Below are 23,813 nucleotides of genomic sequence, written 5' to 3' on the forward strand. Positions count from 1 at the left end.
GGCGCGCGCCCTACTCTGCCGGCACGAGGCTGGGGTCGGTTCGCGGCCGGCGCTTGCGACGCTCGGCGAAGTCCAGGACCACCTGGGTGATCGCGGGCAACACCAGCAGCGTGAGCGCGGTCGCGGTGATGAGGCCGCCGATCACCACCATGGCCAGCGGCTTCTGCACCTCCGCGCCCGTTCCGTGCGCCAGCGCCATCGGGATGAAGCCGATGGCCGGCACGAGGCCCGTCATCACAACCGGCCGGACCTTTTCCATCATGCCTTCGACGATGGCCTTGGTGGTCGGAAGGCCGTCGTCCAGACGCTGGCGGATCGCACTCATCACCACCAGGCCGTTCAGGACGGCGACGCCCGCAAGCACGATGAAGCCCACGGCGGCCGAGACGGAGAAGTTGATCCGTGTCAGGGCAAGGGTAAACACCCCGCCGGCGAGCCCCAGCGGGATGGCGGTGAAGACCGCGACCGCCAGGGGCACGCTGCCGAGCGCCATGTAGAGCAGGGCGAAGATCGCCAGGAAGCAGATCGGCACCACGATCGAAAGCCGTTGCGAAGCCGCCTGCAGGTTCTCGAACTGGCCACCCCAATCGAGGAACGTGCCCGGGGGCAACGCCACCGACTCGACCTTGGGCCTTGCAGCCTTGACGAAGGACCCGACGTCGCGTCCCCGCACGTTGGAGGAGACCACGACCCGGCGCTTGCCGTTCTCGCGGCTGATCTGGTTCAGGCCCTCGGTGTAGCGGAACTGCGCCAACTGGCTGAGCGGGACGGAACCACGGGCGTGACCGTCCTCCCCCGGCAACATGACCGGCAGGGCGCCCAGGGCGTCCAGGCTGGCGCGTGTCGCCGCGGGTACGCGGACCACGACGTCAAAGCGCCGGTCGCCTTCGAACAGCATCCCCGCTTCACGACCCGCCATGGCCGCAGCCACGGTGTCGGCCACCTCTTCCACGGTAAGGCCGAAGCGCGCGATCGCGCCCCGGTCGAACTGGACGTCCAGCGTCGGGGCTCCGCTGACCTGCTCGACCTTCACGTCGGCCGCGCCGGGGGTGGACGACAGAGCCGCTGCGATCCGCTTGCCGGTCGCCGTCATCTTGTCGAGGTCATCGCCGTAGATCTTCACGGCCACGTCGCCGCGGACCCCACCGATCAGCTCGTTGAACCGAAGCTCGATCGGCTGGCTGACTTCGTAGCCCTGCCCGACGAGGGCGCCGGTCTTGGCCTCGATGCGGGCGATGACGTCGTCCTTTGTCTTGACGCCCTTCGGCCAATCCTTCTGCGGTTTCAACAACACGAAGCCGTCGGAGATGTTCGGAGGCATCGGGTCCGTCGCGACCTCTGCGGTGCCCGTCTTGGAGAACATCAGCTCCACTTCCGGGAGGCTGCTGATCGCCGTTTCGACGCCGCGCTGCATGCGCAGCGACTGCTCCAGCGAGGTGGAGGGAATGCGCTGCGAGGCCACCGCGAGGTTTTTCTCGTCGAGCTGGGGGATGAACTCCTGCCCGAGCAGCGTGAACACGAAGCCAGACAGAACGAAGATGCCGACCGCCGCGCCGATGAACGGCCAGGGGCGGGCCACGGCCCTATGCAGCAACGGGATGTAATGCTGGTTGACCTTGCGGATCAGCCAGACCTCTTTCTCCGCCACCTTGCCGCGGATCAGCAGGGCGACCATCGCCGGCACGAAGGTCAGCGACAGGATGAAGGCCGCCGCCAGGGCCAGCATCAGGGTGATGGCCATGGGCGAGAAGGTCGTGCCCTCGACCCCCTGGAAGGTGAGCAGGGGTGCGAACACCAGGAAGATGATCGCCTGGCCGTAGACGGTCGGCCGGATCATCTCCTGGGAGGCCAGCATGGTCTCCTCGAGCCGCTCGCGAAGGTCCAGCAGACGGCCTTCGTGGTGCTGCCGCTCGGCCAGCCGGCGCAGGCAGTTCTCGATGATGATCACCGCGCCATCGACGATCAGGCCGAAGTCGAGCGCGCCCAGGCTCATCAGGTTGCCCGAGACGCCGAGAGTATTCATCCCGATGGCCGTCATCAGGAATGAGATCGGGATGATGAGCACGGCGATGGCCGCGGCCCGCACGTTGCCGAGCAGGAAGAAAAGGGCCACCGCCACCAGCACGGCGCCTTCGAAGAGGTTGCGCTGAACCGTCGCGATCGTGGCGTTGACGAGCTTTGAGCGGTCCAGGGTCGGCTTGACGGCCACCCCGACCGGAAGCGATTTCTCCAGCGTCTCGAGCTTCTGGCCCACCGCCTTGGCGACGGTCCGGCTGTTCTCGCCGATCAGCATCAGGGCGGTGCCGACCACGACCTCGTGGCCGTTCTGGCTGGCCGCGCCCGTGCGGAGCTCGCCGCCGATGCGTACCGTGGCCACATCCTTGACCGTGATCGGCACGCCGCCGCGGGTCGCGATCACAGCATTGGCGATCTCGTTGGCCGATCGGATGCGGGCGTCGGCCCGGACGAGGTAGGCCTCGCCGGCGCGCTCGAGGAAGTTGGCGCCCACAGAGAGGTTGGCGGCCTCCAGGGCCTTGGCCAAGTCGGAGAACGAGACGCCGTAGGCGTTGAGCTTCACCGGGTCCGGCTCGACGAGATACTGCTTCTCAAACCCGCCGATCGAGTCGACGCCGGCGACGCCGCTGACCGTGCGCAGCTGGGGACTGATGATCCAGTCCTGGACGGTGCGCAGGTAGGCTGCGCGCGAGACGTCATCGGTGAGCCGCTCGCCTTCGGCGGTCAGGTAACTGCCGTCCGACTGCCAGCCGGGCTGGCCGTCGCGGATCTTGGCGCCCTTGCCGCCCGGATTGGCGAAGTCGACGGTGTACATGAAGACTTCGCCGAGTCCGGTGGTCACCGGACCGATCTGCGGCTGCGTGCCTTCCGGCAGGTTCTCGCGGGCCTGGGCGATCCGCTCGCTGACCTGCTGGCGCGCGAAGTAGAGGTCGGTGCTCTCCTTGAAGACCGCCGTCACCTGCGAGAAGCCGTTGCGTGATATTGACCGGGTGCTCTCCAGCCCCGGAATGCCCGCCAAGGCGGTCTCGATCGGGAACGTCACCCGCTTCTCGATGTCGGCGGGCGAGAGCCCGGGGTCCACCGTGTTGACCTGCACCTGCTTGTTGGTGATGTCGGGGACCGCATCGATCGGCAGCCGGGTCAGTTGCCAGACGCCGATCGCCGAGACGATGGCGATGAAGAAGACGATCGCCCAGCGCGCCCGGACGGACAGGGCTATGAGGCCGGCGATCATTGCTCAAACTCCAACTCAGTGTGCGGTCCGCCGACCAGGCTCACCTGGATACGGGCGACGCTGGCGCGCGGTACGTGAAGGTCCGCTTGGTAGGGGTGCGTCTCGGGGTGGTTCGCCGTGAAGCGGCCTCGCCACACGGTCGGCTCACGCGCGACCATGGTCCCGTCGGGACCGAAAGCGGTGACGTGAAGATGCCCGTAGATCGGGCCGCTCCACAGGGGATCGCGGCTTACGACGCCCCTGACGACCGTGTTGGACCCCTTACCGAGGTAGCCGCTGACGATCCTGAGGTGACGACCGCTCTCCAGCGAGAATGCAGGCATCGGCTCGCTCTTCGCCAATGCTGCGCTGGGCCGGGTCGCGCAGCCGCTAACGCAGAGCCCAAGGACTGCGGCGGTGGCAGGCGCGAGGAGGCTAGTGTTCATCGCCCTCGCCCTTTCCGAGTTCGGCTTTCAGCAGGAAGGCGTTGCGTGCGGCGATGGTCTGGCCGGCGGTCAAGCCGTGAACGATCTCGGCCCGCCCAGCGCTGCGTTGTCCCACGGTGACCGGGCGCGCCTGGAAGCCTTTGGCCGTGCGTACGAACACCACGTCGCGGCCTTCAAAGCTCTGCACAGCTTCGTCCGGCACGACGATGGCTTTCGAGGCCCGGACAACGCTCGGAATGATCCGCGCGCGGGCGGTCTGGCCCGGTTGCAGCCCGAGCGCCGGCACGTCGACCACGGCGGTCGCTGTGCGAGTCTCAGCGCTCAACGACGGGGTGATGGAGCGAACGCGGCCCTCGATCGTGCGGCCGTCGGCCAATTCCACCACGGCGCGGTCACCGGGCGAGATGCGCGGAGCGTCCGCCCCGCTGATGGACGCACGAACCTCGATGCGCTGCGGGTCGGCGACCCTGAAGAGTTCCGTCTCAGACTGCACGAATGCACCCAGGCTGACCGAGGCGGCGGTGATCCTCCCTGATATCGGGCTCGAAACCACTACGCCGCGGCCATCGGAGGTGACGTTCGCCGCTCCAGAGGCGACCTGCGCACGCCGCGCTTCGGCGTTGGCCGCCGCGGCCTCGGCCTGCGCGGTCTCATAGTCCTGACGCGCCGACACGCGTTGTTCGAAGAGACGTTTCTCGCGGGCAAGCTGCTTCTGGGCAAGGCTCGCCCTCGCGGACGCCACGGACCGGTCAGCGGCGATCTGTGCGGCCTCGCGGCTCTCGACAATCGCCAGCGGCTCGCCGGCCCGTACCGGGTCCCCCAGGCGCTTGTAGATGCGGGTGACAGCGCCAGCCGCACGCGCCGTCAGCACCGCCTGGCCGTTGGGTGCGGCCTCAACGGTGGCCTGGGCCAACACCTCGTTGGCGAACCCTCCGACCGCTACCGGCTGGACGAGAATGCGAGCGGCGGTGATCCCTTCCGCCGTCATCTCAATTGCGTCAGCCTCTCCCTCCTTGTGCTCGGGCTCTTCCGTCGCGACGGGGGCCTGAGCCTTGCCGGCGGTCATCTTGGCGATGCCGAATCCGCCGGCACCGGCGAGCACCACGGCCGCCGCCACTCCAACGTAGAGGCGCATCTTGTTGTCTTGCTTCACCGGGGATCTCCGAAGGGTGTGGCGCCCGCGAGACGCGCGAGGCCCGCCTGGGCGCTCAGGCGTTCGACGGCGGCGTTGATGGTCTGGGCGCGCGCCTCAGCGAGCGCCCGCTGGGCGTTGAGCAGTTCGACGAGGTCGAGCTTGCCCCCCTCGTAGCCAAGGCGGGTCAGCCGGTATGCTTCCTCGGCGGTGCGCTCCCCTTCCTGCGAGGCGCGAAGCCGGGTTTCCGCCGCGCTGAGCCGGGCCGATCCCGAACGGACGGCGGCCTCGGCCTCCAACAGGGCGGCGCTGAGCCGAGACTCGGCGGCGCTCAATTCGGCCTGCGCGGCGCTGATGTTGCCGCGGTTCCGGTCAAAGACCGGGAACGGGATCGAGACCCCAGCCACCATCGCTGTCGCGTCGTCGCCCTCGAAGCGCCGGGCCCCGACGGAGACGGTGACGTCGGGAACGGCCCGGATACGCTCGACGCGGATGCGTCGCGCAGCGGCTTCACGTTCAGCCTGCGCCGCGAGATAGCCGGGGCTGGCGAGAGGATCGGGCAGCGTTGCGGGGAAGGCCTGGTCAGCGCGCGCGAGCAGGCTGATCGAAATGGAGGTGATCGGCGCGGGCGCACCCACCAAGGCGGTCAGGTTCGAGAAGGCCGTGGCCCGTGCGGCGCGAGCCTCCTCGACCGCCGCCCGGGCGGCCTGCAGCGCCGCCAGCGCCTGGACGCGGCGCAGGTCGGCCTCGCGGCCGGCCTCCACCAGTGCGCTGGCGATGCGGGAGTCCTCCTGGGCGAAGCCAGCCGATTCCATCGCCAACTGCAGCCGGCGATCCGACGCTTCCGCCTCGGCATAGCTTGCAGCCAGGTCGAAGGCGTACTCGCCCTGGATCCGCACGGCGCGGGCGCGCGCCGCCTGCACCTCCGCTCGGCCAACCGCGACCCGGGCCGAGCGCTTGCCGCCCAGTTCGAGGGTCTGTTCGATCGAGGCAGTCGTCTCGGCCAGGCTCGTGCCCCTGAACGGACCTGAACCCGAGAAATTCTCGACCTCCACGCCGATCGTGGGGTTGGGGATGGCCCGGGCCTGACGCGCCAGACCCTCGGCGCGCGCGATCTCCGCGCGGGCTTCGGAGAGGCGCGGCGCCGTGGTCTGGGCTTGGCGCAGCAACTCCGGAAAAGGAGGCGCTGGGTCGGCAAACGCCGCGCCGGCGCAGAGCACATAGGCGCTAACGCCCAGCAGCAGAGCCGTCGGAAACGGCCGTCGACTGATGACAGACAAGGTATACCCTTCTCACGTTGAAACGAATGCGGGCGCGTTCACCCGCGCGAGGTTCGTTCAGACGCGAGGGGGCCGTTCCAGGCGTGATATCGCTCGGGAGCGCGCGTGCTGGCTCTGCACCTTCACGGCGAGGCTCGTCACCGTGGGATGGGCCACTACTTCGACGGCGAGCGATGGAGGATAAGGGGTCGCGTGGTGGCAGTGGCCATGCTGGCAAAGGCCACGGTCGCCACCCACGTCGGGCGCGGGGGATCCGGGGGTGTCGGATGCGACGGTCGCGGAGTCCGACGTCGCCATCCCGTCATCAAGAACCTGTTGAGCGACCGCGGCGGGCGCTTCATTGCTGCAGACCGCGGCCTCGGCCACCGGTGCTGTCATTAGGGCGAACGCGAGCACGACAGCCATGAAGCCGCCGACTCTTCGCCAGAATGTCTGAGATCCCGTCACAGCCGCTCTATAGCCCGGTGGCGGTAGAAGGATAGTTAATATCGCTGCGTTGTCCGACACGCGCCGCCCGAAGCTCCGCCCGGGCCTGGTCGGTGATCTGCCAGGCGGAGCGCAGGAAGACCGCGGCGAGCAGCACGCCGACCACGAGGTCCGGCCAGCGCGAGCCTGTGAGCGCGACGGCCAGGCCGGTCGCGGCGACGGCCAGGCACTGGATCAGGTCGTTGCGGGTGCACAGCCAGACCGAGCGCACATTCGCGTCACCTTCGCGATAGCGCATGAGGAGGACCGCCGCGACGAGATTGGCCGCGGCGCCGAACAGCCCCAGACCGGAGATGGCCGCGCCGTCGGGGACGGTCCCCGACACCGCGCGCCAGACCGCGAAGACGAGGATCGCGGCGGCCATGACCGCCAGGCTCGCGCCCTTGAAGAGCGCGGACACCGCCCGGACTTGCGCACTTTTGCCGATCGCCCACAGGCTCAACGCGTAGGTGGCGGCATCTGCCGCGAAGTCCAGGGTGTTGGCGGCAAGTGAGGTGGAGCCGGCCAGGACCGCCCCAACGGCCACGACGCCGAATCCCAGCAGGTTGATCACGATCACCCAGGCCAGAACACGGCGATAGGCCACTGAAGCCCCATCAAAGACGGCCGTGACGCCGCAACAACCAGCGGAGGCGCTGTCTTTGGCGGGTTCTGACGAACAGAATGACATGCGACCAGTCTGCATCCTCTAGTAGGTTGAGGATCAAGCGCCTATTTCAGCGGCTGGTTCAGGAATGCACAGATGTCGCAAATGCCGATCGGCGGCCTGGCGAAGGCCACGGGCGTTAAGGTCCCCACCATCCGGTTCTACGAGGGGATCGGCCTCCTGCCGGAGCCGCTGAGGACCCAAAGCGATCGTCGCATTTATGACGAGACCGCCGTAAGCCGGCTGGCCTTCATCAAGCATGCCCGCCAGCTCGGGTTCTCGGTCGACGCCATCCGCAACCTGCTCGATCTCGCCGATCACCCGGATAGGCCTTGCGAGCAGGCGAACCGGCTTGCGGCGGCCCAGTTGCAGACGGTCGACGCGAAAATCGGCCAGCTGGAGGCTCTGCGGGGCGAGCTTCGCCGCATGGTGGAAGCGGCCTGTGATGGTCGGGTGTCGGACTGCCGGGTCATCGAAGTCCTGAGCGACCATGCGCTCTGCGAGCAGGACCACGCCGAGTCTCCGGGGACCTGAGGATGCGGATCCGCGTCCCCATGCGATCCTGCGCACGGACCCTGGCAACGGTCACGGCGATCGCCATCGGCCTGACGGGTTGCCAGAAGCAAACCGTCGAACGGACACCCGCCGCTCTGGAGCACATGAAGCTCAAGCGCATAGACCCCGATCACGGCCGGGGCGTCGGCGCGATCGTCACGGAGTTCGGGCCTGAGGGGGGCGTTGGCGAAGTCGTATCCATCGATTCCGCCGCGCAGACCGTGTCCCTGCGCCACCGCCAGCGTTCTCGCGCGGACTGGCCGGGCATGGTGATGACGTTCCGCATCCGACGGGCGCTCATCCCAACCCTTTCGCCGGGCGACCGGGTCTATTTCCGCGCCCTCGTGCGAGACGGCGCGGGCGAAATCCTGGTCATCCAGCGCGCGCCTGCGCCATGACAGGACGCCGTGTGGGGACGCCGACTGGAACCCAATTGTCTCAAGAATCGGAGCGGCGCGCGCGCTGCATCTACCTGCCTGCCACGATAAGCGCTGCGGCGGCGAAGAGACCGAAAAGCGCGGGCGCTGCCGTCAGCACCATCCCGAAGGCGCGACCTGAAGCGCCGCGGCTGTATCCCCAGGCGAAGGCGATCCTCCCCGCCAGATAGATCGCCACCATCGCCGGGAGCAGGACCAATTCGGCGTCACGTAGCATCACGCTCAGTATGAGGTGAACACCGACGAAGAGGACCGTCTGCTCCAACGAGTTCTGGAGAACCGCCGCAGGTATCGCCAGTCTGTCGCCGGGCGGTCCGTAAGCCGAGCCGCGGATGTCCGCCGGCGACCTGAAACGGCCGCTCGAGACCACTCGGATCGCCCCCGCCAACCAGAAGAAGACCGGCAACTCTGCTTTTAGGGCGTAGGCGAGCCGCTCGCCGGCCGGAAGGCCTTCAGCTATCCCGACGAACGCCGGAGGCAGCCAAAGCCAAGCCGCCGTCAGTGCGACAGCAGCAAGCAGCAGCGCGAGAGCGCCGCCGCGCAGAATTCCCGTTTGATCGGGCGATAGCGCCATGCGGGCCTCTCCGCTCGAACTCGCGGAGCTAAGATGCCCGCCTGGCCTTCTGCCTCTCGATCGCACACTCGCGCCGCAGCTACCCCCCGGGGCATCGTGGGCATGATGCCTTGGTCAACGGCATCTCTTTCCAGGCCTCAATCGGAGCTAGACTGGGCGGTGGCCTTGTAGCTGGTGATTGCCGGGACTGGCGCGGCCTCGGCGGGCAGCGCCAGCGCGCTGACGGCTACGCCGACCCGGAACCGACGACGGTGCAGCTTAGTGCTTGTGCTCGGGTTCGGCCGGCTTGGTCTCGCCCGGCTTCGGGGCTGCGGCCTTGTCCTTCATCTTGTCGCAGCACTCCATCTTCGCGCCTTCCTTGCAGCAGGCGCAGGCTTCAGCGGCAGCAGCCGCGCCGGCCCCGAGGAGTGTGATGGCGAGCGCGAGTGCGGCGCCTCTGCCGAAGATGTCCATGGTGATATCCTTTTGGGAGTCGTCGAGCCTTTGAATTCCGGGCCATTCTACTCCGTACGGGACAGGCGCGGAAGCCGCGCCAGATTCGCCGCGAACCAAGCTGGACCCTTTGGCTCAGAACCAGGCGCGGACGCCGAAGACGAAACGCGTTTCCTCGACGTACTCGCCGGCGGCGCGGGCAAAGTCGGCGGTCTCGCCAAGGCTGCGCGCGTAATTGACGCCGACATAGGGCGCGAACTCGCGGCGGATCTGGTAGCGAAGGCGCACGCCGAATTCGGCGGTGGACAGGCCCAAACCGACGTCTCTCTCCCGCACATCCTGGGCGGCGAAGTCCAACTCGGCGCGGGGCTGCAGGATGAGCCGCTGGGTGAGGCGGAAGTCGGTGCTGCCCTCGACCCTGGCCAGCAAATCGCCGCGGTCTGAGAGGAACACAGCCGCGTCTACATCGAACCAATACGGACGCAGCGACCTCAAACCCACGATGAGATAGGCGCGCCTACGGGGTTCGAAGTCGTACCGGACGCCTGCCTGTACATCCGTGCGACCCGTCGGGCCGGCGATCCGCGAGTTCGGCTCCGAGGAAGGATCAGGTGAGGTGGTCGCTGTCGATCCCGTTGCGCTGACTGTCTCCCTTCGCCATCGACAGGCGACGGTCGAAGACTGGCCCGGCATGGTGATGACGTTTCGCATCCGGCGAACGCTCATCCCCACCCTTAAGCCTGGACAGCGGGTCTACTTCCGCGCCGTTGTTCTGGACGGCGCGGGCGAGATTCTCGACTTGAGGCCTGCCAACCCGTGAGGCGGCGGTCCGTCAGGCGGCTTCGCGCCGAGCTTCGACCGCCTCATCCGCCGCGGGCGCACGCAACCCGCGGAAGTCGTGCTTCAACCTCCGCCAGCCGATCACGACGCCAGTAACCGAGACGATCAGACCCGCGAGGGCAAGCAGCCAGACGACCACGTCCCATGCCGGCCGCGCTTGGATCAGCAGCTTGAAATCCAGACTGTGAAGGGCGTTGAACAGCCAGCGGTAGGTGCGGCCGCTCCTGTTCGTCTCTCCGGCGACAAGGCCGGTCTTCGCATCGATGTGGACCCACGTGGCGGCGGGGTCCGCAAACGCGACCCGGACCACGGGAAGCGGGCGGTCGTTGTGATGCGAGTACCAGTAGGCATCCTCGGCCGTCAGGCGTCGTGCGAACTCCAGCCGGGTGTCAGGGAGCATCCGACGCGCGGCCTGGATGAGTGCGGCGTCGGTAAACTGGAACGGCCTCCCGCCGGCGTCCCACAGCTGCTGGCCGACCGGAGTTTCGGCGAGCGCGAGAGGCCGGCCCGCGACCCAGACGAAGCGAACCTCGCGCGCGTCCTCTGAGCCCTTCAGGCCGGCCGGAACCTCGGTGAAGTGTCGCCGGCCAGGGCCGCCCGCGTAGCGAGCGGCCGCCTCGGCGCCGAGGCCGTCGCGGGCGAACCACTTGAAGGGGTTCACGGACAGCCAGCCGCTGAAGAGCCAGGTCACCACGAAGAGCCCCCCGATCAGGCCGGCGACGTGATGCCACTTCATCCAGCCTCGGTAGGGCGTCACGCGGCCACCCGGGTATCGCCGCCGGACCCGCACGCGTAGGAGCCCGACCCAGATACCGAGCGCCGCACCGACAATCGCGGGGCCTGACGCCCACATGACGACCTGCCGCCAGAGGTCGGCGTCCTGGCGCACTACGGTGAAGTAGAGCCAGTGCGGCACCGAGCCGACCCAGTTCCAGAAGCGCTCCCTGCGGTGGGTGTCGGCCACGACCGCGCCCTGGGTCGAGGAGACATAAAGTTCCGTGCCCGCGGCGTCGCTCAGCCTGACTACATGCAGCGGCCGATCCTTGTTGTAGCGCTGGGCCACCGTCCACTGATCCCGTTGGATCGTACGCGCCCAGCGCGCAGCGGGGTCGTGGGCAAAGTCGCGGGCGATCTGCTGAGCCCCCGCGGCGTCCACGCCGCCGAGACGCGAGCCATCGACGGCGGATATGACCGAGCGCCCGCCGTCCGCCTCGGTGAGGCGGTAGACGGGGTGACCCTGGCGCATCTCCAGACGAAGATCCTTGGGGAACCTGTCCCCCAAGGCCGGCCCGAGCGCCTCCTGCGGGGAAAGCCGCACCTGCGACCAGTCGATGCGCTGCTGTCCGGCGATCCGCTCCTTCGCGGTGAGCGCCGGGTAGGGCACGTACATCATGACCACGCCGGACACGAACCACACGGCGCACAGCAGGCACGTGACAATGCCCAGCCAGCGGTGGATGAGAAAGAGCCAGCGCCGTCCGATCCGGGTCAGGCGGTCCACGTCAGTACCTCGCCGTCAGCCGCACCTCGAAGGACCGTGGTGCGCCCAGCAGCCACTGCGCAGCGCCGCCGGTGACGGCGTAGGTTTCCTTGGTGAGATTGCGGACGCTGACGTGGGCCGCCAGCGAGTCGTTGACCTGCCAGCGCACATCCGCGTCTACGACCGTGTAGCTCGGCAGCGTGATGGTGTTGGCGTTGTCGACATACCGCCGCCCCACGTAGCGGACGCCGGCCGAGGCCCGCAGCGCTGAGGTTGCATCCCACGACACCCAAAGGTTCGCAGTCTTCTCCGGCACCCCGGGAGGCGTCTTGCCTTCGCGCGACACCAGAGCCCCGGCGACCAACTCGTCGAAATCGTCGAAGTCAGCGTCCAGCAGGGCGACGTTGGCGTCGACCGTCCAGCCGGAGCCTAGCTCCGCCGTCACGGCCGCTTCGACGCCCTGTGAGGAACGGGCGCCGATTTGCTGTGTGACGGTCGGGTTCAGCGGGTCGCGGGAAAGCAGGTTCTTTTTGACGATGTCGTAGGCCGCGAGGGTCCACTGCCCGCGCCCGCCCCAGAACACCTGTTTCACGCCGACCTCGAACTGGCGCGCTGTGGCGTTGTCGAAGCTGGCCTGCTGTGTGTTGGAGGTGATCAGCGAGCCGAGGGGATCTGTTCCCGTGCCATACTGACCGTAGATCGAGAGCGTGTCGCTCGGCGTCCAGACTAGCCCGATGCGGCCCGTCAGGTCCTTGAAGACGTTCCCGAACGTTGCGTTGGTGATCAGGTCGCGGCGTTCGAAGTCGGCGTTGTCGTAGCGAAGGCCGCCGACGAGGGCGACCTGGTCGCTGATCTCAAGCCGATCCTCCACGAACAGGGCGTAGGTGTCGGTGTCCGTATTGTAGCGATTGATGAACGGCACGGTGACGACGAAGAGCCCGGGCACCGGGTTGAACGGGTCGACCAGAGACGTACCGCCGAAGGGCGTGTTGCTTGAGTGGGTGAAGTCGATCTTGTTGACCTCTCCACCTACGACCAGCTGGTTCGACCACCCGCCCAGCTCGTGCTTGAGCGTGATGTCGGCGCGGTCGCCCCATTGCTCCTGGTCGTGCCCGATGGCGATGTAGTCGCTTCTCCGGACCATGTTCGAGGCCGGTTGGAAGGCGTAAGCCTCGACGTTGTAGTAGTTCCGGTCCGTCTTGGACCTGTAGAGGACGTTACGAACCGTCACCGTATCGGTGGGCGCGTACTCGGCCCGAAGCTGGGTCCAGTTGTCGGTGAACTTCATCCGATAGTCAGCGACGTTGAAGTTGCGGCGCGCGTTGCGCTCGTCCAGGCGGCCGTTGATCAGCGGCGTGCCGAAGTACGCCATCGGTTTGTTGTCGCCGTAGTCATGGCTCAAGGTGAAGGTCAGGTCGTCGGTCGCCCGCAGTTCGACCGCCCCGGAGATCGCCAGGCTCTCCGAGCGGCCGCGGTCGACGTATCCGTCCGAGCGGTCGTAGGCCGCGTCAACGCGGAACGCCATACGATCGTTGATCGGCATTCCACCACCCACCGCCGCACGCCAGGTGTCGCGCGAACCGGCTCCGACCTGGGCGTCGAACCGGGGCATAGCCTCGGGCCGGCGGGAGATCACATTGACCGCCCCGCCGATGGCGCCTTCGCCGTAGAGCACGGACGCCGGACCGCGGAGCACCTCGATGCGATCCACGGTCCAGGTATCGAAGGGGAAGGTGATGGTGCCCGCGCCCACGTAGAGGCGGATGCCGTCCCGGAGCAGCATGACCGAGCCCTGGCCGCTGAACCCGCGCGAAGCGAGGGCCGTCCCGCCGTTGCCGGGGGCCGCGGTGGAGGTGATCCCTGTAGCCCGGGTGATGGCATCCGTCAGCAGCCGGTCCCCGCGCTGTCTGATCTGCTCGCCGGAGATGACTTCGATGCTGGCCGGCGTCTCGAGTGGCGTGAGTTCCAAACGGCTGCCCGACGCCCGGGTCTCTAGACCGAGGCCCTTGCCTTCAACCGTCAAGGTTGAAACGGTGTTGGGCGCGTCCGCCTCTTCAGCGGCAGCCGGCGCCGCGACCCAGACGGCCAGTAGCGCCGCGCTTGCTAAGCAGCGCGCGCGTGATGAAAGGTGCAATGTCTAACCCCCAAATCGTAAGCTGGGCAGTCGCTGGACGACGCCGCCTCTCAATGCCGCCACGTCCCACGTCCGTTCGCGGCCGGGCAGTACTTTACGGTTTCAGGGGGTTACAGCGGAGGTTACAGGCGCGCCCGCCGACGCACTGGCGCTCGCTACTTCGCGTCTTTGGGCACGATCTCGTAATAGCCGCTGAGCTTGAGGCGAACCGTCACCGGCGCCTTGGTCCGGTTCTCGTAGTACCAGCCCTGAACGCCGTCGAAGGGAGCGGTCAACGCGCCATGGTGAGCCGGGCCTGCGGCCTTCTTGTAGAACGTAACCGTGCCGGTGGAGTGCCCGTGGAACTCGTGCCAGATCTCCGTCCCGGGCGGAGCTTCCCAGCTATAGACAAGCAGATCGCCCGACTTCATGCGCACCATGGATTCGATCTTATGCCCGGGCTCACCGGCAGCCTTCAGGGACACCTCGATGGTATCCGACCGGTAGGTCTTGTCGTGATGCCGTGCGGCGCCGGGGGACTCTACCTCCTTCAACTTGCCGGATTGAGCGACGGCCGGTCCGTTGAGGCTGGCGCAGAGCGAAGCGAGTCCGAGAAGGTAGAGGGGGCGCATAGAGATTTCCGAGCCATACGTGGCTTTGCCTTATACCGCGCGCGTCCATTTTGGCAGCCTCACTTTGGATTCCTCAGCGGCGAAGACGCCCTGACAACAGCCGCGGTACGGCCCGGAATATCCTCATCACGCGCCAGACTGCGGGAAGGGGATCAACTCTGAGCTTCTGGCGGCTCGGAGCATCAATGCGCGCCACGAGCCAGCGAAGAAGCAGCCCGCTGAGGCTTCAGATTCACGCTCAACGTGCCCTACGCCGTTTTCCGCGCTTGGCGCCCAGCGTTCCAAAATCCCACGATCAGGATGGCGGCCGCGGCCAGTTGCGCCAACACGCCTTCCCAGGTGGGATACACGCCCAGGATCTCGATCCGTGGAACCGCGGGCAGCGGGCGTACGCCCAGGACACCGGCTTCCTGCAAGCCCGCCACGCCCTTCCCGGCCAGGACAATGGCCAGTCCTGCGATCAGTAGCGCGCTGTAGGCGAAGAAGCGGCTGATCGGGAGCTTGCGGCTGTAGGTCAGCAGGATCCAGGCGATGACCGTGAGCAGAGCCATCGCGACAAGGGCGCCCGCAATCAGGCCCGTGCGCCCGCCCTGGCTCCAAAGCGCCGTGAAAAAGAGGATCGTCTCGAACACCTCCCGGTAAACGACAACGAACGCCAACAGGAAGAGGAACCAGGCCGAGCGTTTCGAAAGCGCGGACGTGAGCTTCTCACGGATGTAGTGCTGCCAGGCTTCGGCCTGGCTCTTGCCGTGCATCCACACGCCCACCGAGATGAGCACGAGCGCCGAGAAGCTCGCCCCGAAACCCTCAATCAGCTCGCGGCTCGCACCGCTCACCGAGATCAGGTAGGTAGCGGCGACCCACGTCCCGGCACCCGCGACCAGGGCCGCGATCCAGCCGCCGTGGACATACGGCAGCACCTCCGGCCGCTCCGCCTTGCGCAGGAAGGCTACCATCGCCACCACGATCAGGAGGGCCTCAAGGCCCTCTCGCAGGAGGATCGTGAAGGCCCCGAGGAAACTGGAGATAGCGCTGGCGCGATCGGGCGACAGCGCTATCTCGGCTTCGTCGAAGAGCTGCTGGAGCGTCTCGACACGCGCAGCGACTTCGCTCGGTGGAGCGTTGCGGGAGATGCTGGCGCGCAACTCGCCCATCGTCGCCTCGACCCTCGCCATCAAGGGGCCGTCGCGCGCCCGCAGCGTCGGCTCGACCGGTTCGAAGCCGTCGAGGTAGGCCGACAACGCGAGGGACTCCGCGGCGGCCCGATCGCCGCGCTGGTAGGCGGCCAGGCTCTCCTGAAGCTTCGTGCGGGCGATGACGAGGGTTCCGGCGCCCTGCGCGGCCAGCGCCTCGGGATGCCGGCGCGTGAAGGCCGTCAGCTGATCGGCGCGCGCGGCGCCCAATTCCTGCGCCAGCTGGGCAGGCGTCGCCTGGGTGACCGCGCTCAGGTCGGAGAAGCGCGCGCGCAGCTGCGGGTCTTGCTTCAGGAGGCCCTCTCCGGCTTGTGCCGCCCTCTCATCGAACGCGAAAGCCCCCACGTAGAAGGCGAGCGCCCAGCGATCCTCCGCGGACAGGTGCGCGAAGCTTCCCATGGCCGTGCCGTCCAGGCCCTGGGTGATCACCTGATAGAGGCCGAAGAGGCTCCGTTGGCGGGCCCGCTCGGCGTCGGTGAAGGCGATCACCGGCGGGTCGAGGCCCTTGGCGCCCGGCCCATCCGCGCGCCCTGTGACGCCGTGGCAGGAGGCGCACACCTCGCCATAGAGTCTCGCGCCCCGCTGGAGGTCGGGCGCGCGGCGCGGGGCCACGGGGGTGGGATAGGCCGCCAGCAGCCGTGATGCGAGCTGCTGCGCGTGTTTCGCCACCGCCTCCGGCGGGGCCTTCTGGTCGATCTGCGCAGCCAGCTGTTCCGTCTCGCGCACGAGCCCTGCCTTGGCGGGATTGTCTGGCAACTCGGCCAGACGAGTCCGCACGGCGGCGGAGAAGTCCTGCATCTCCTTGTACTCAAGCTCGCTTACAACTCGGCCGCCCTGGACCGCGCCCGAGTAGTCGACCGCGATGTAGTCGAGCAGTCGCCAGGCCACTGCGGCCGGGGGCGCCTCCTGCGCTGCCGCGGGTCGCGCGAAGACAACCACGGCGGCCAAGAGGATCATGCAAGCGCGGGCGAGAAGCGACGTCATGAATACCTGCTGCGACTGAGAATGGCTTGCACTAGCCGCGGCGCGCGGGGCGCGATCAAGTGCTTATTGCAGACCCTTGATCCTCAACTGGCTAGAGGATGTAGCCTCTCCCGAGGAGACCCGCATGAGCAAGAGCGTCCCTTGGCTGACCCTGCACACGGGTCGCGCCCGGCGCGGCAGCTCCGAAGCCGTAGCTGGAGGCCGCCCGCGATGAGGTTCAGCCCAGACCAGCGGCACATCGTGAAGGCTTCGGCTGGTGCGCTGGCGCTCGCCGCTTCCTCTCGATGCAGCCCTGGGGGTTACTTGAAAGCCCGCCTGACCACCGGCTGGAGCGCTATGAGGAGTCATCGGTCACGGGAGGTCAGTTTTTGGCGGCGTTGGCAGCGCTCAAGGCGAAATCGCCGTCAGTGCGCCAAGTACGGTTCGCCCCCTTGGGAGACTAACTGTTCCTGGTGGCGGAGGGACATCGTCTGGACGCGTCAGGAGGCCCTGCGCCCCTTGCGACCGCTGTCCTCGCCCGGGCCGCAGGTCGGCTTGGCGCTGTGCAAGGCCAAGGCCTGATGACCGGCGAGGATGCCTACTACTACGGACATCATGAGCCTGTCCGCCTACCGGCCTGGCGGGTCGTGCTCGCCGACGGCACGCGCTACCACCTCGATCCGGCGAGCGGAGAGGTCCTGGCCTCGACCGATGCCGCGGCGAGGGGATTCCGCTGGCTGCATCTGGGGCTGCACCGGCTCGACTTTAGCCGGGGGTTCGACCGGGGTCCAAACTGGGCCGACGCCATGGCGGCCCTCCTGACATTCGCGGGTGCCGCCGCCGCGACAGGGGTGTTGCTCGCGTGGCGTAGAGCAAAGACGGACCTAGGGCGGCTCGTCCCACGCCGCCGCCGGGCTAATGGCGCCCCGCAGCCCTAGCTCCCGTCCCGACATATTCTACCGCCTGAGCTCATGCCCGCCGCCTTACTGGCTCGCGCGGACTGGCTAGCCGCAATAGCCGTTGCCGCGGCGAAACTGGCCAGTTAAGAACGCTTCTCACTCGCACTAGCAAGACATTCCGGGGCACCGTGAATCCAAACCGAAACCGAGCTCTCGTGGCCGCCGCTCCCCTGATCCTTGCGCTCGGCGCTCAGGCCGCCAGGGCCGAGGAGGTGGCGGCGCCCGCCGACGTCTCGCCGGTGGTGGTCACCGCGCCCAAGGACGACACCTACCGCGCCGAGCGCACCTCGAGCGCCACGCGCACGGACACGCCGTTGCGCGACGTGCCTCAGGCGATCACCGTGATCACGGACGAGCTGATCCGCGACCAGTCGATGCGCGGAATGGCCGACGTAGTGCGCTATGTGCCCGGCGTCACCATGGCGCAGGGCGAGGGGCACCGCGACGCGCCGACGCTTCGCGGCAACGCGACGACGTCCGACTTCTTCGTCGATGGGGTGCGCGACGACGTCCAGTACTTTCGCGATCTCTACAAGGTGGAGCGGGTGGAGGTGCTTAAAGGCCCCAACGCCATGATCTTTGGCCGCGGCGGCGGCGGCGGGGTGATCAACCGCGTCGTCAAGAAGCCCGACTGGTCCGCGGATCGTTCGCTCTCGGCGGAGCTGGGCTCCTGGGACCACCGCAGGTTTACCCTGGACGCGAACCAGCCGTTCAGCGCCGACCTCGCGGGCCGCGTGGTGGGACTGTTTGAACGATCCGAAAGCTTCCGCGACTTCGTGAACGTCGAGCGGTGGGGGATCAACCCGTCCATCGCGTGGCGCGGCGTGGAGAACCTGACCGTCCAGCTGTCCTACGAACACTTCGAGGACGACCGCACGGTCGACCGGGGCCTGCCCTCGTTCAACGGCCGGCCCGCGCCCGCCCCGCGCGGCGCCTTCTTCGGCGACCCGGAGCGCAGCTACGCCACCACCGATGTGGACCTGGTGAATCTCGCCTTCGAGTATCAAGCGATGAGCGGGCTGGTCGTCCGCAATCGAACGGTCCTCGGCTACTACGACAAGTTCTATCAGAACGTCTTCCCCAGCGGCCCGGCGGCTCCGGGCCTCACCGGCGCGCCGGCGACCTATCCGCTGCAGGCCTACAACAACCTGATGAACCGCGAGAACTTGTTCAACCAAACTGACCTAGTCTGGAAGACCGAGTTCGGCGGCCTGGAGCACACCCTGCTGGCCGGCGTCGAACTCGGCCGCCAGGAGACCCGCAACCTCCGCCTCAACGGACGCTTCAACACCGTGACGGGGCCCACGACGCTCACCGGCAACCCGTTCGACGATCCCACTCGCCGCGGCCAGACCATCTTCTTCACCAACACCGGCAACGATGCCTTCAACCGAACCGAAGCGACGATCGTGGCCGGATACATCCAAGACCAGGTGCAGGTTACCCCGCAGGTGCAGCTCATCGTGGGCCTGCGGTTTGACAGCTTCGACCTCGACTTCCACGACGACCGCGCCTCCGCCGCCGGGCGGCGCGACTTCTCGCGCCGGGATGAGCTGTGGTCTCCGCGGCTGGGTGTGGTTTTCAAGCCGATCGAGCCGATTTCGCTCTACGCAGGCTATAGCGTCTCCTATCTGCCCAGCTCGGGGGACCAGTTCTCCTCGCTCAGCGCGGCGAGCGAGAACTTCAAACCGGAAAAGTTCGAGAACTTCGAAGTCGGCCTGAAATGGGAGATCGCCCCCGACCTGCTGTTCACCGCCGCCCTCTATCGGCTCGACCGGGACAACACCACCGCGCCCGATCCGAGCCGTCCCGGCCAACTGCTGCTCACCGGCGCCCAGCGGACCGAAGGCTTAGAGGCCGAAATCAGGGGCCAGCTCACGGAGCGCTGGCAGGTGGCGGGCGGCTATGCGTGGCAGGATGCGGAGATCACCCGCACAACCTCCGCCGCGCCGGCGGGACGCAAGGTCCCGCTTGTACCCGAACGCACCTTCTCGCTGTGGAACAAGTACGAGCTCACGTCGACGTTCGGCGTCGGTCTGGGCGTGATCCATCAGACCAAGATGTTCGCCTCCATCTCCAACGCCGTGACCCTGCCTGGCTTCACGCGGGTGGACGCTGGAGCGTTCGTCAACCTCAGCAACGGGTGGCGCGCGCAGGTCAACGTCGAGAATCTGTTCGACAGGCGCTACTTCCCCACTAGCCATGGAGACCACAACATCCTGCCGGGCTCCCCACGCGCCGTGCGGGTCGCACTGCACTCTCGATTCTGACGCCAGTGCCGGCAAAAATTGCAGTCTCTTCCATAACCTCGATGCATGATGACGCTCAAATCCGCCTTTGATGTGCTGATCCCCCCATGGTCCGGTCCTCTCGAGGGTGCGGGTCTTCGCAGCCCAGGAGCAGGCAATTGGGGGAAGGCATGGGTTCGAAGGGCTCGGTTGCGCGTGCGGCGCTTCTGGCATCCGTCTCGGCGCTCGGCGGCGCCCTGATCGCAGGGCTTCCTGCCGTCGCCCTCGGTCAGGAGACGGCCGCGGACCAGGTCGATGAGGTCGTGGTCACCGGCACCCGGCGCGCCGGCGTCACCCTCACGGAATCGTCGACACCTGTTGACGTGGTGTCTGGCGAGACCCTGCAACGGCAAGGGTCTTCGGACCTGAACGACGCCCTGAAGACCACCGTCGTCTCGCTCAACGTCCAGAAATTCGTGGCGCAGGACGCCTCGGCCTTCGTCCGACCGTTCAGCCTGCGCGGCCTGCCGCCGGACCAGACGCTCGTCCTGATCAACGGCAAGCGCCGCCACCGCTCGGCGGTGGTGCAGATCACCAACCAGCCGCTCGCGGCCGGCGCCCAGGGCGTCGACCTCTCCACCATCCCCGCCATCGCTGTGGACCGGATCGAAGTGCTCCGAGACGGGGCGGCCGCGCAGTACGGCTCCGACGCCATTGCCGGCGTGATCAACTTCCAGCTCAAGCGCCAGAGCGAAGGCGTCACCGCCATCGCCCGCTATGGCCAGTTCTACGAAGGCGACGGCGAGGACTATAACATCCAGCTCAATGTGGGCTTGCCGCTCTCCGCCGAAGGCTTCCTGAATATCAGCGGCGAGCTGTCCAGCTCGGCCAAGACCTCGCGCGGAACCCAGCGGCCGGACGCCCAGGCGCTCATCAACTCCGGCAACACGGCCGTGCCGGTCCCGGCCCAGCGCTGGGGCGCGCCGAAGGTCGACGCCGCCCGCCTGTTCTTCAATGCCGAGCTGCCGGCGACCGAGACGGTGACGGCCTACGCCTTCGGCAACTTCGGACAGGCCTCGGCTGAATCCGACTTCTTCTACCGGCCGCTGAGCCGCGCCGATGTCTTTGCCAGCGTGCCGCTTACTACGACGCCGGGTGGGCCGCGCTTCAGCTTCAACGGCCGCTTCCCGGGCGGCTTCGCCCCGATCTTCCGCAGCAATATGCTGGACATGAGCCTGACCACGGGGGCGAAGGGTGAGGCCTTCGGCGGCCTCCGCTACGACTTCAGCGCGGGGCTCGCCCAGAACGAAATCGAGTTCAAGCTCGACAACACGGTGAACCCGTCCCTTGGACCGGACTCCCCCGCCTCGTTCCGCGCTGGGGAACTGCAGCAGCGAGAGGCGCGGCTCAACGCCGACTTCGTGTATCCCGTCGACACCGGCATGTTCGCCGAACCGCTGAACGTGGCGTTTGGCGCGGAGTATCGCCGCGAGACCTTCGAGATCAAGCCGGGGGAGCCCGCCTCGTACCAGGCGGGACGGTTCGCCAGCGTTGTAGATCCGGACACGGGCCGGATTGTCGGCTTGGCCGTGGGCTCCAGCGGCTTCCCGGGGTACACGCCGGCTTCCGCTGGTTCGTTCTCACGCAGCAACTGGGCGGCGTACGTCGACCTCGAGACCGAGGTCGTGGAGAGGCTGACCATCGGCGCGGCCGCCCGTTACGAGGACTTCTCCGACTTCGGCAGCACCTTCAACTGGAAGCTCACCGGCCGGTACGAGCTGTTTGACGGCTTCGCCGTCCGGGGCTCGGTCAACACGGGCTTCCGCGCTCCTACCCCCGGCCAGTCCAACATTTCCGACGTGGCCACCAACATTGACCCCCTTACCGGCGGCCTTTTGCTGATCGCCACCCGCCCGCCGACCGACCCCATCGCCCAGTTCTACGGCGCGCAGCCGCTGAAGGAGGAAGAGTCCAAGAACTACGCCGTGGGCGCCGTCCTGGACCTGAGCGGCTTTGTACTGACTGTCGACTACTTCAACATCCAGGTGGATGACCGCGTCGCGCTCACTTCGCGGATCACTATCACCCCGGCCGACCGCGCCGCCCTCATCGCCCGCGGCACGCCGGCCGGCGACCTCCAGAGCGTCCGCTTCTTCGGCAACTTCTTCGACACCGAGACCGAGGGCGTCGACATCGTGCTCTCCAAGTCCTGGGCGATGGACCTGGGCAAGGTCGGACTGACCGCCGCGGCCAACTATACCAAGAGCAAGGTCACCGCCCTCAGGGACCCTCGCGCCGTGGACCGCGAGCGGAGGATTGAAATCGGAAACTTCAACCCGCGCTGGCGCGGGAACGTCACCGGCACCTGGGAGCGGGGCCCCTGGAATGTCCTGGTGCGGGCGAACTACTACGGCAAGTGGATCGACGCGGTGCCCAACGCCGTCCCCACGGCGCTCTCCTTCGACCAGGAGTTCGGGGCCGAATGGCTGGTCGATGCCGAGGTCAGCTACCAGGCGACCGAAAACCTCGCCATCGCCGTCGGCGCCGACAACCTGCTCGACGCCTATCCCGACAAGGACCGCCGCCAGGCGCAGATCAACAACGGCATCGTCTATCCGCAGTTCTCGCCCTTCGGCTTCAACGGCGGGTTCTGGTACGTCCGCCTGACCGGCAAGTTCTGAGCCGGCAGATGGACTCCGCCTCGATCGATGCGCGGCTGGCGGCGCTCGGCATCGCCCTGCCAGCCGCCTCTGCCCCGGTCGCCAACTACGTCCCGGTGGTGCTGCACCACGGGGTCGCTACGGTCTCGGGGCAGCTGCCCCGCAACGAGCATGGCCTGATCACCGGCAAGGTGGGCCAGGACGTCGGCCTGGAGGCGGGCCGCCACGCGGCGCGCCAATGCGGCCTCGCGGTGCTGGCGCAATTGCGCGAGGCGCTGGGCGGCGACCTGGGGCGGGTGCGCCGCTGCGTGCAGCTCACCGGCTTCGTCAACGCGACGCCGGAGTTCACCGACCACCCGACGGTGGTGAACGGGGCCTCGGACCTGATGGTGGAGGTGTTCGGCGAGGCCGGGCGGCACGCCCGCGCGGCGGTCGGCGCGGGCAGCCTTCCGCTGGGCGCGGCGGTGGAGGTGGCCGCCACCTTTGCGGTGGACGAATAGGCGGCCTACGGCGCGAAGCGGCCGAAGCGGCGCTCACAGGCGGCGTCGAGGAGGTCGCGTTCGGCTTGCAGGAAAACCAGAAGCTCATCCACCAGCCGGGAGCGCGCGCGATGCGGCGGCAGGATCATCAAAGATCGGAAAGCGATACCGGGCTCGAACGGCCGGGCGACCAGCCCCAGCGGCTCGAAGCGATCCGACACATAGGTCAGCGAATTGGTCAGGCCGACCCCCACCCCCTCGATGGCGAGTTGGCAGACGGTGGCGGCGAACTGGGTCTCCACCACGAACTGCGGCTTGGCGCCGGCCGTCTCCAGGGCGGCGTTGAACTGGATGCGCGCGGTGTCGTCCGGCGCCAGCGAAATGACCCGCAGGCCGTCCAGGTGCTCCGGGCGCACGATGTCGTGCCGAGCGAGCGCGTGGTCCGGCGGCATCACGCAGATTCCGCGGGTCTCGATGAACGGGGAAACCACCAGGTTGGAACGGTCGATCTCCTCGGCGCAGAGGCCGATGTCGTAGGAGCCGCTGGCCACCAGGTTGCGCACCGTCACCGAATTGCCGATCTCGAACCGCACCGAGACCCCCGGCCATCGGTCGGTGAAGCGCTTCAGCACCTTGGGCACGAACGACAAGCCCAGCGCTGCGGAACTGGCGATCCGCACGGAGCCGGTGCCCACCGCCCGGATCCGGGCCACGGATTGGCGCAGCCGGTCGAGGCCTACGAAGGTGTCGAGCACCTCCTGGTAGAGCAGGTGCGCCTCCGGCGTCGGCGTCAGCCGCGGCCCCGACCGTTCGAACAGCTTCAGCTTGGTCGTGTCCTCCAGCCGCTTCAGCGAGCGGCTGATGGCCGGCTGAGACATGCGCATCAACTCCGCGGCAGCGGTGGTGGAGCCGGTCTTCATCACCGCGCTGAAGGCTTCGATGAGCGTCAGGTTCATGACCAAGCATAACCTCTGCGCATGCTTTGCCCGCAACTATGAATTTGAACCCCCCGCGCCTGCGGGCTACGCCTTTGGCCAACGGAGCTGTTG

Annotated in this window: 20 protein-coding genes; 7 read left to right on the forward strand and 13 right to left on the reverse strand. The window is 67.6% G+C overall.

The genetic code is table 11. From position 1 onward, the window contains the following. Nucleotides 1–10 precede the first annotated feature (10 nt). From QZV94_RS02400 to QZV94_RS02420, 5 genes are all read right to left on the reverse strand, one after another. Nucleotides 11–3,250 (reverse strand): CusA/CzcA family heavy metal efflux RND transporter, encoded by a 3,240-nt coding sequence (locus tag QZV94_RS02400; protein WP_293676202.1) that lies wholly within the window; start codon nucleotides 3,248–3,250, stop codon nucleotides 11–13. Further along, complete coding sequence (locus QZV94_RS02405) at nucleotides 3,247–3,573, reverse strand: hypothetical protein (RefSeq protein WP_293676203.1); 327 nt, start codon at nucleotides 3,571–3,573, stop codon at nucleotides 3,247–3,249. The genes QZV94_RS02400 and QZV94_RS02405 overlap by 4 nt, the downstream gene beginning before the upstream one ends. A 91-nt stretch (nucleotides 3,574–3,664) precedes the next feature. Beyond that, nucleotides 3,665–4,828 (reverse strand): efflux RND transporter periplasmic adaptor subunit, encoded by a 1,164-nt coding sequence (locus QZV94_RS02410; protein WP_293676204.1) that lies wholly within the window; start codon nucleotides 4,826–4,828, stop codon nucleotides 3,665–3,667. Beyond that, nucleotides 4,825–6,087: a TolC family protein gene (locus QZV94_RS02415; RefSeq protein WP_367253766.1), complete on the reverse strand. Its 1,263-nt coding sequence runs from the start codon at nucleotides 6,085–6,087 to the stop codon at nucleotides 4,825–4,827. The genes QZV94_RS02410 and QZV94_RS02415 overlap by 4 nt, the downstream gene beginning before the upstream one ends. Nucleotides 6,088–6,541: 454 nt before the next feature. Further along, nucleotides 6,542–7,258 (reverse strand): cation transporter, encoded by a 717-nt coding sequence (locus QZV94_RS02420; RefSeq protein WP_293676205.1) that lies wholly within the window; start codon nucleotides 7,256–7,258, stop codon nucleotides 6,542–6,544. 57 nt (nucleotides 7,259–7,315) lie between these two features. Between QZV94_RS02420 and QZV94_RS02425 the strand changes: the two genes are divergently transcribed. Further along, on the forward strand, nucleotides 7,316–7,753 hold the full coding sequence (locus tag QZV94_RS02425; protein WP_293676206.1) for a helix-turn-helix domain-containing protein: 438 nt from the start codon (nucleotides 7,316–7,318) through the stop codon (nucleotides 7,751–7,753). Between the two features lie 2 nt (nucleotides 7,754–7,755). Continuing rightward, nucleotides 7,756–8,172: a copper-binding protein gene (locus tag QZV94_RS02430; protein WP_293676207.1), complete on the forward strand. Its 417-nt coding sequence runs from the start codon at nucleotides 7,756–7,758 to the stop codon at nucleotides 8,170–8,172. Between the two features lie 70 nt (nucleotides 8,173–8,242). On the opposite strand, the gene QZV94_RS02435 is transcribed toward QZV94_RS02430, so the two are convergent. The 3 genes from QZV94_RS02435 to QZV94_RS02445 all read right to left on the reverse strand — a co-directional run bounded on the left by QZV94_RS02435 (nucleotide 8,243) and on the right by QZV94_RS02445 (nucleotide 9,928). Next, complete coding sequence (locus tag QZV94_RS02435) at nucleotides 8,243–8,785, reverse strand: MAPEG family protein (protein ID WP_293676208.1); 543 nt, start codon at nucleotides 8,783–8,785, stop codon at nucleotides 8,243–8,245. Nucleotides 8,786–9,043: 258 nt separating this feature from the next. Next, nucleotides 9,044–9,238, reverse strand: coding sequence for a hypothetical protein (locus QZV94_RS02440; RefSeq protein WP_293676209.1), 195 nt, complete (start codon nucleotides 9,236–9,238; stop codon nucleotides 9,044–9,046). A 114-nt stretch (nucleotides 9,239–9,352) separates the two neighbouring features. Next, a complete protein-coding gene (locus tag QZV94_RS02445; protein WP_367253768.1) occupies nucleotides 9,353–9,928 on the reverse strand; it encodes a copper resistance protein B in 576 nt (191 codons plus the stop codon). On the opposite strand from QZV94_RS02445, the gene QZV94_RS02450 reads away from it, so the two are divergent. After that, entirely contained in the window at nucleotides 9,834–10,037 is a 204-nt protein-coding gene (locus QZV94_RS02450) for a copper-binding protein (protein ID WP_293676210.1), read from the forward strand. The genes QZV94_RS02445 and QZV94_RS02450 overlap by 95 nt on opposite strands. Before the next feature lie 12 nt (nucleotides 10,038–10,049). Here QZV94_RS02450 and QZV94_RS02455 read toward each other — a convergent pair whose 3' ends face one another. From QZV94_RS02455 to QZV94_RS02470, 4 genes are all read right to left on the reverse strand, one after another. Continuing rightward, nucleotides 10,050–11,558, reverse strand: coding sequence for a PepSY domain-containing protein (locus QZV94_RS02455; RefSeq protein WP_293676211.1), 1,509 nt, complete (start codon nucleotides 11,556–11,558; stop codon nucleotides 10,050–10,052). Between the two features lies 1 nt (nucleotide 11,559). Continuing rightward, nucleotides 11,560–13,506: a TonB-dependent receptor gene (locus tag QZV94_RS02460; RefSeq protein ID WP_293676212.1), complete on the reverse strand. Its 1,947-nt coding sequence runs from the start codon at nucleotides 13,504–13,506 to the stop codon at nucleotides 11,560–11,562. 320 nt (nucleotides 13,507–13,826) lie between these two features. After that, nucleotides 13,827–14,282, reverse strand: a complete 456-nt coding sequence (locus tag QZV94_RS02465) for a hypothetical protein (RefSeq protein WP_293676213.1) — start codon at nucleotides 14,280–14,282, stop codon at nucleotides 13,827–13,829. A gap of 248 nt (nucleotides 14,283–14,530) precedes the next feature. Further along, a complete protein-coding gene (locus QZV94_RS02470; RefSeq protein ID WP_293676214.1) occupies nucleotides 14,531–16,459 on the reverse strand; it encodes an FTR1 family protein in 1,929 nt (642 codons plus the stop codon). 560 nt (nucleotides 16,460–17,019) lie between these two features. Here QZV94_RS02470 and QZV94_RS02475 point away from each other — a divergent pair. The 4 genes from QZV94_RS02475 (at nucleotide 17,020) to QZV94_RS02490 (ending at nucleotide 22,785) form a co-directional block, all read left to right on the forward strand. Next, on the forward strand, nucleotides 17,020–17,376 hold the full coding sequence (locus QZV94_RS02475; RefSeq protein ID WP_293676215.1) for a hypothetical protein: 357 nt from the start codon (nucleotides 17,020–17,022) through the stop codon (nucleotides 17,374–17,376). 176 nt (nucleotides 17,377–17,552) lie between these two features. Then, on the forward strand, nucleotides 17,553–19,667 hold the full coding sequence (locus tag QZV94_RS02480) for a TonB-dependent siderophore receptor (RefSeq protein ID WP_293676216.1): 2,115 nt from the start codon (nucleotides 17,553–17,555) through the stop codon (nucleotides 19,665–19,667). Nucleotides 19,668–19,816: 149 nt separating this feature from the next. After that, a complete protein-coding gene (locus QZV94_RS02485; RefSeq protein ID WP_293676217.1) occupies nucleotides 19,817–22,306 on the forward strand; it encodes a TonB-dependent receptor in 2,490 nt (829 codons plus the stop codon). An 8-nt stretch (nucleotides 22,307–22,314) separates the two neighbouring features. Next, nucleotides 22,315–22,785: a RidA family protein gene (locus QZV94_RS02490; RefSeq protein WP_293676218.1), complete on the forward strand. Its 471-nt coding sequence runs from the start codon at nucleotides 22,315–22,317 to the stop codon at nucleotides 22,783–22,785. Between the two features lie 5 nt (nucleotides 22,786–22,790). Here the strand turns inward: QZV94_RS02490 and QZV94_RS02495 are convergent, their stop codons facing one another. Continuing rightward, nucleotides 22,791–23,720, reverse strand: a complete 930-nt coding sequence (locus QZV94_RS02495) for a LysR substrate-binding domain-containing protein (protein ID WP_293676219.1) — start codon at nucleotides 23,718–23,720, stop codon at nucleotides 22,791–22,793. Nucleotides 23,721–23,813: the final 93 nt, after the last annotated feature.

Origin of the sequence: uncultured Phenylobacterium sp. (assembly GCF_902826855.1) — a bacterium.
GTDB lineage: Bacteria > Pseudomonadota > Alphaproteobacteria > Caulobacterales > Caulobacteraceae > Phenylobacterium.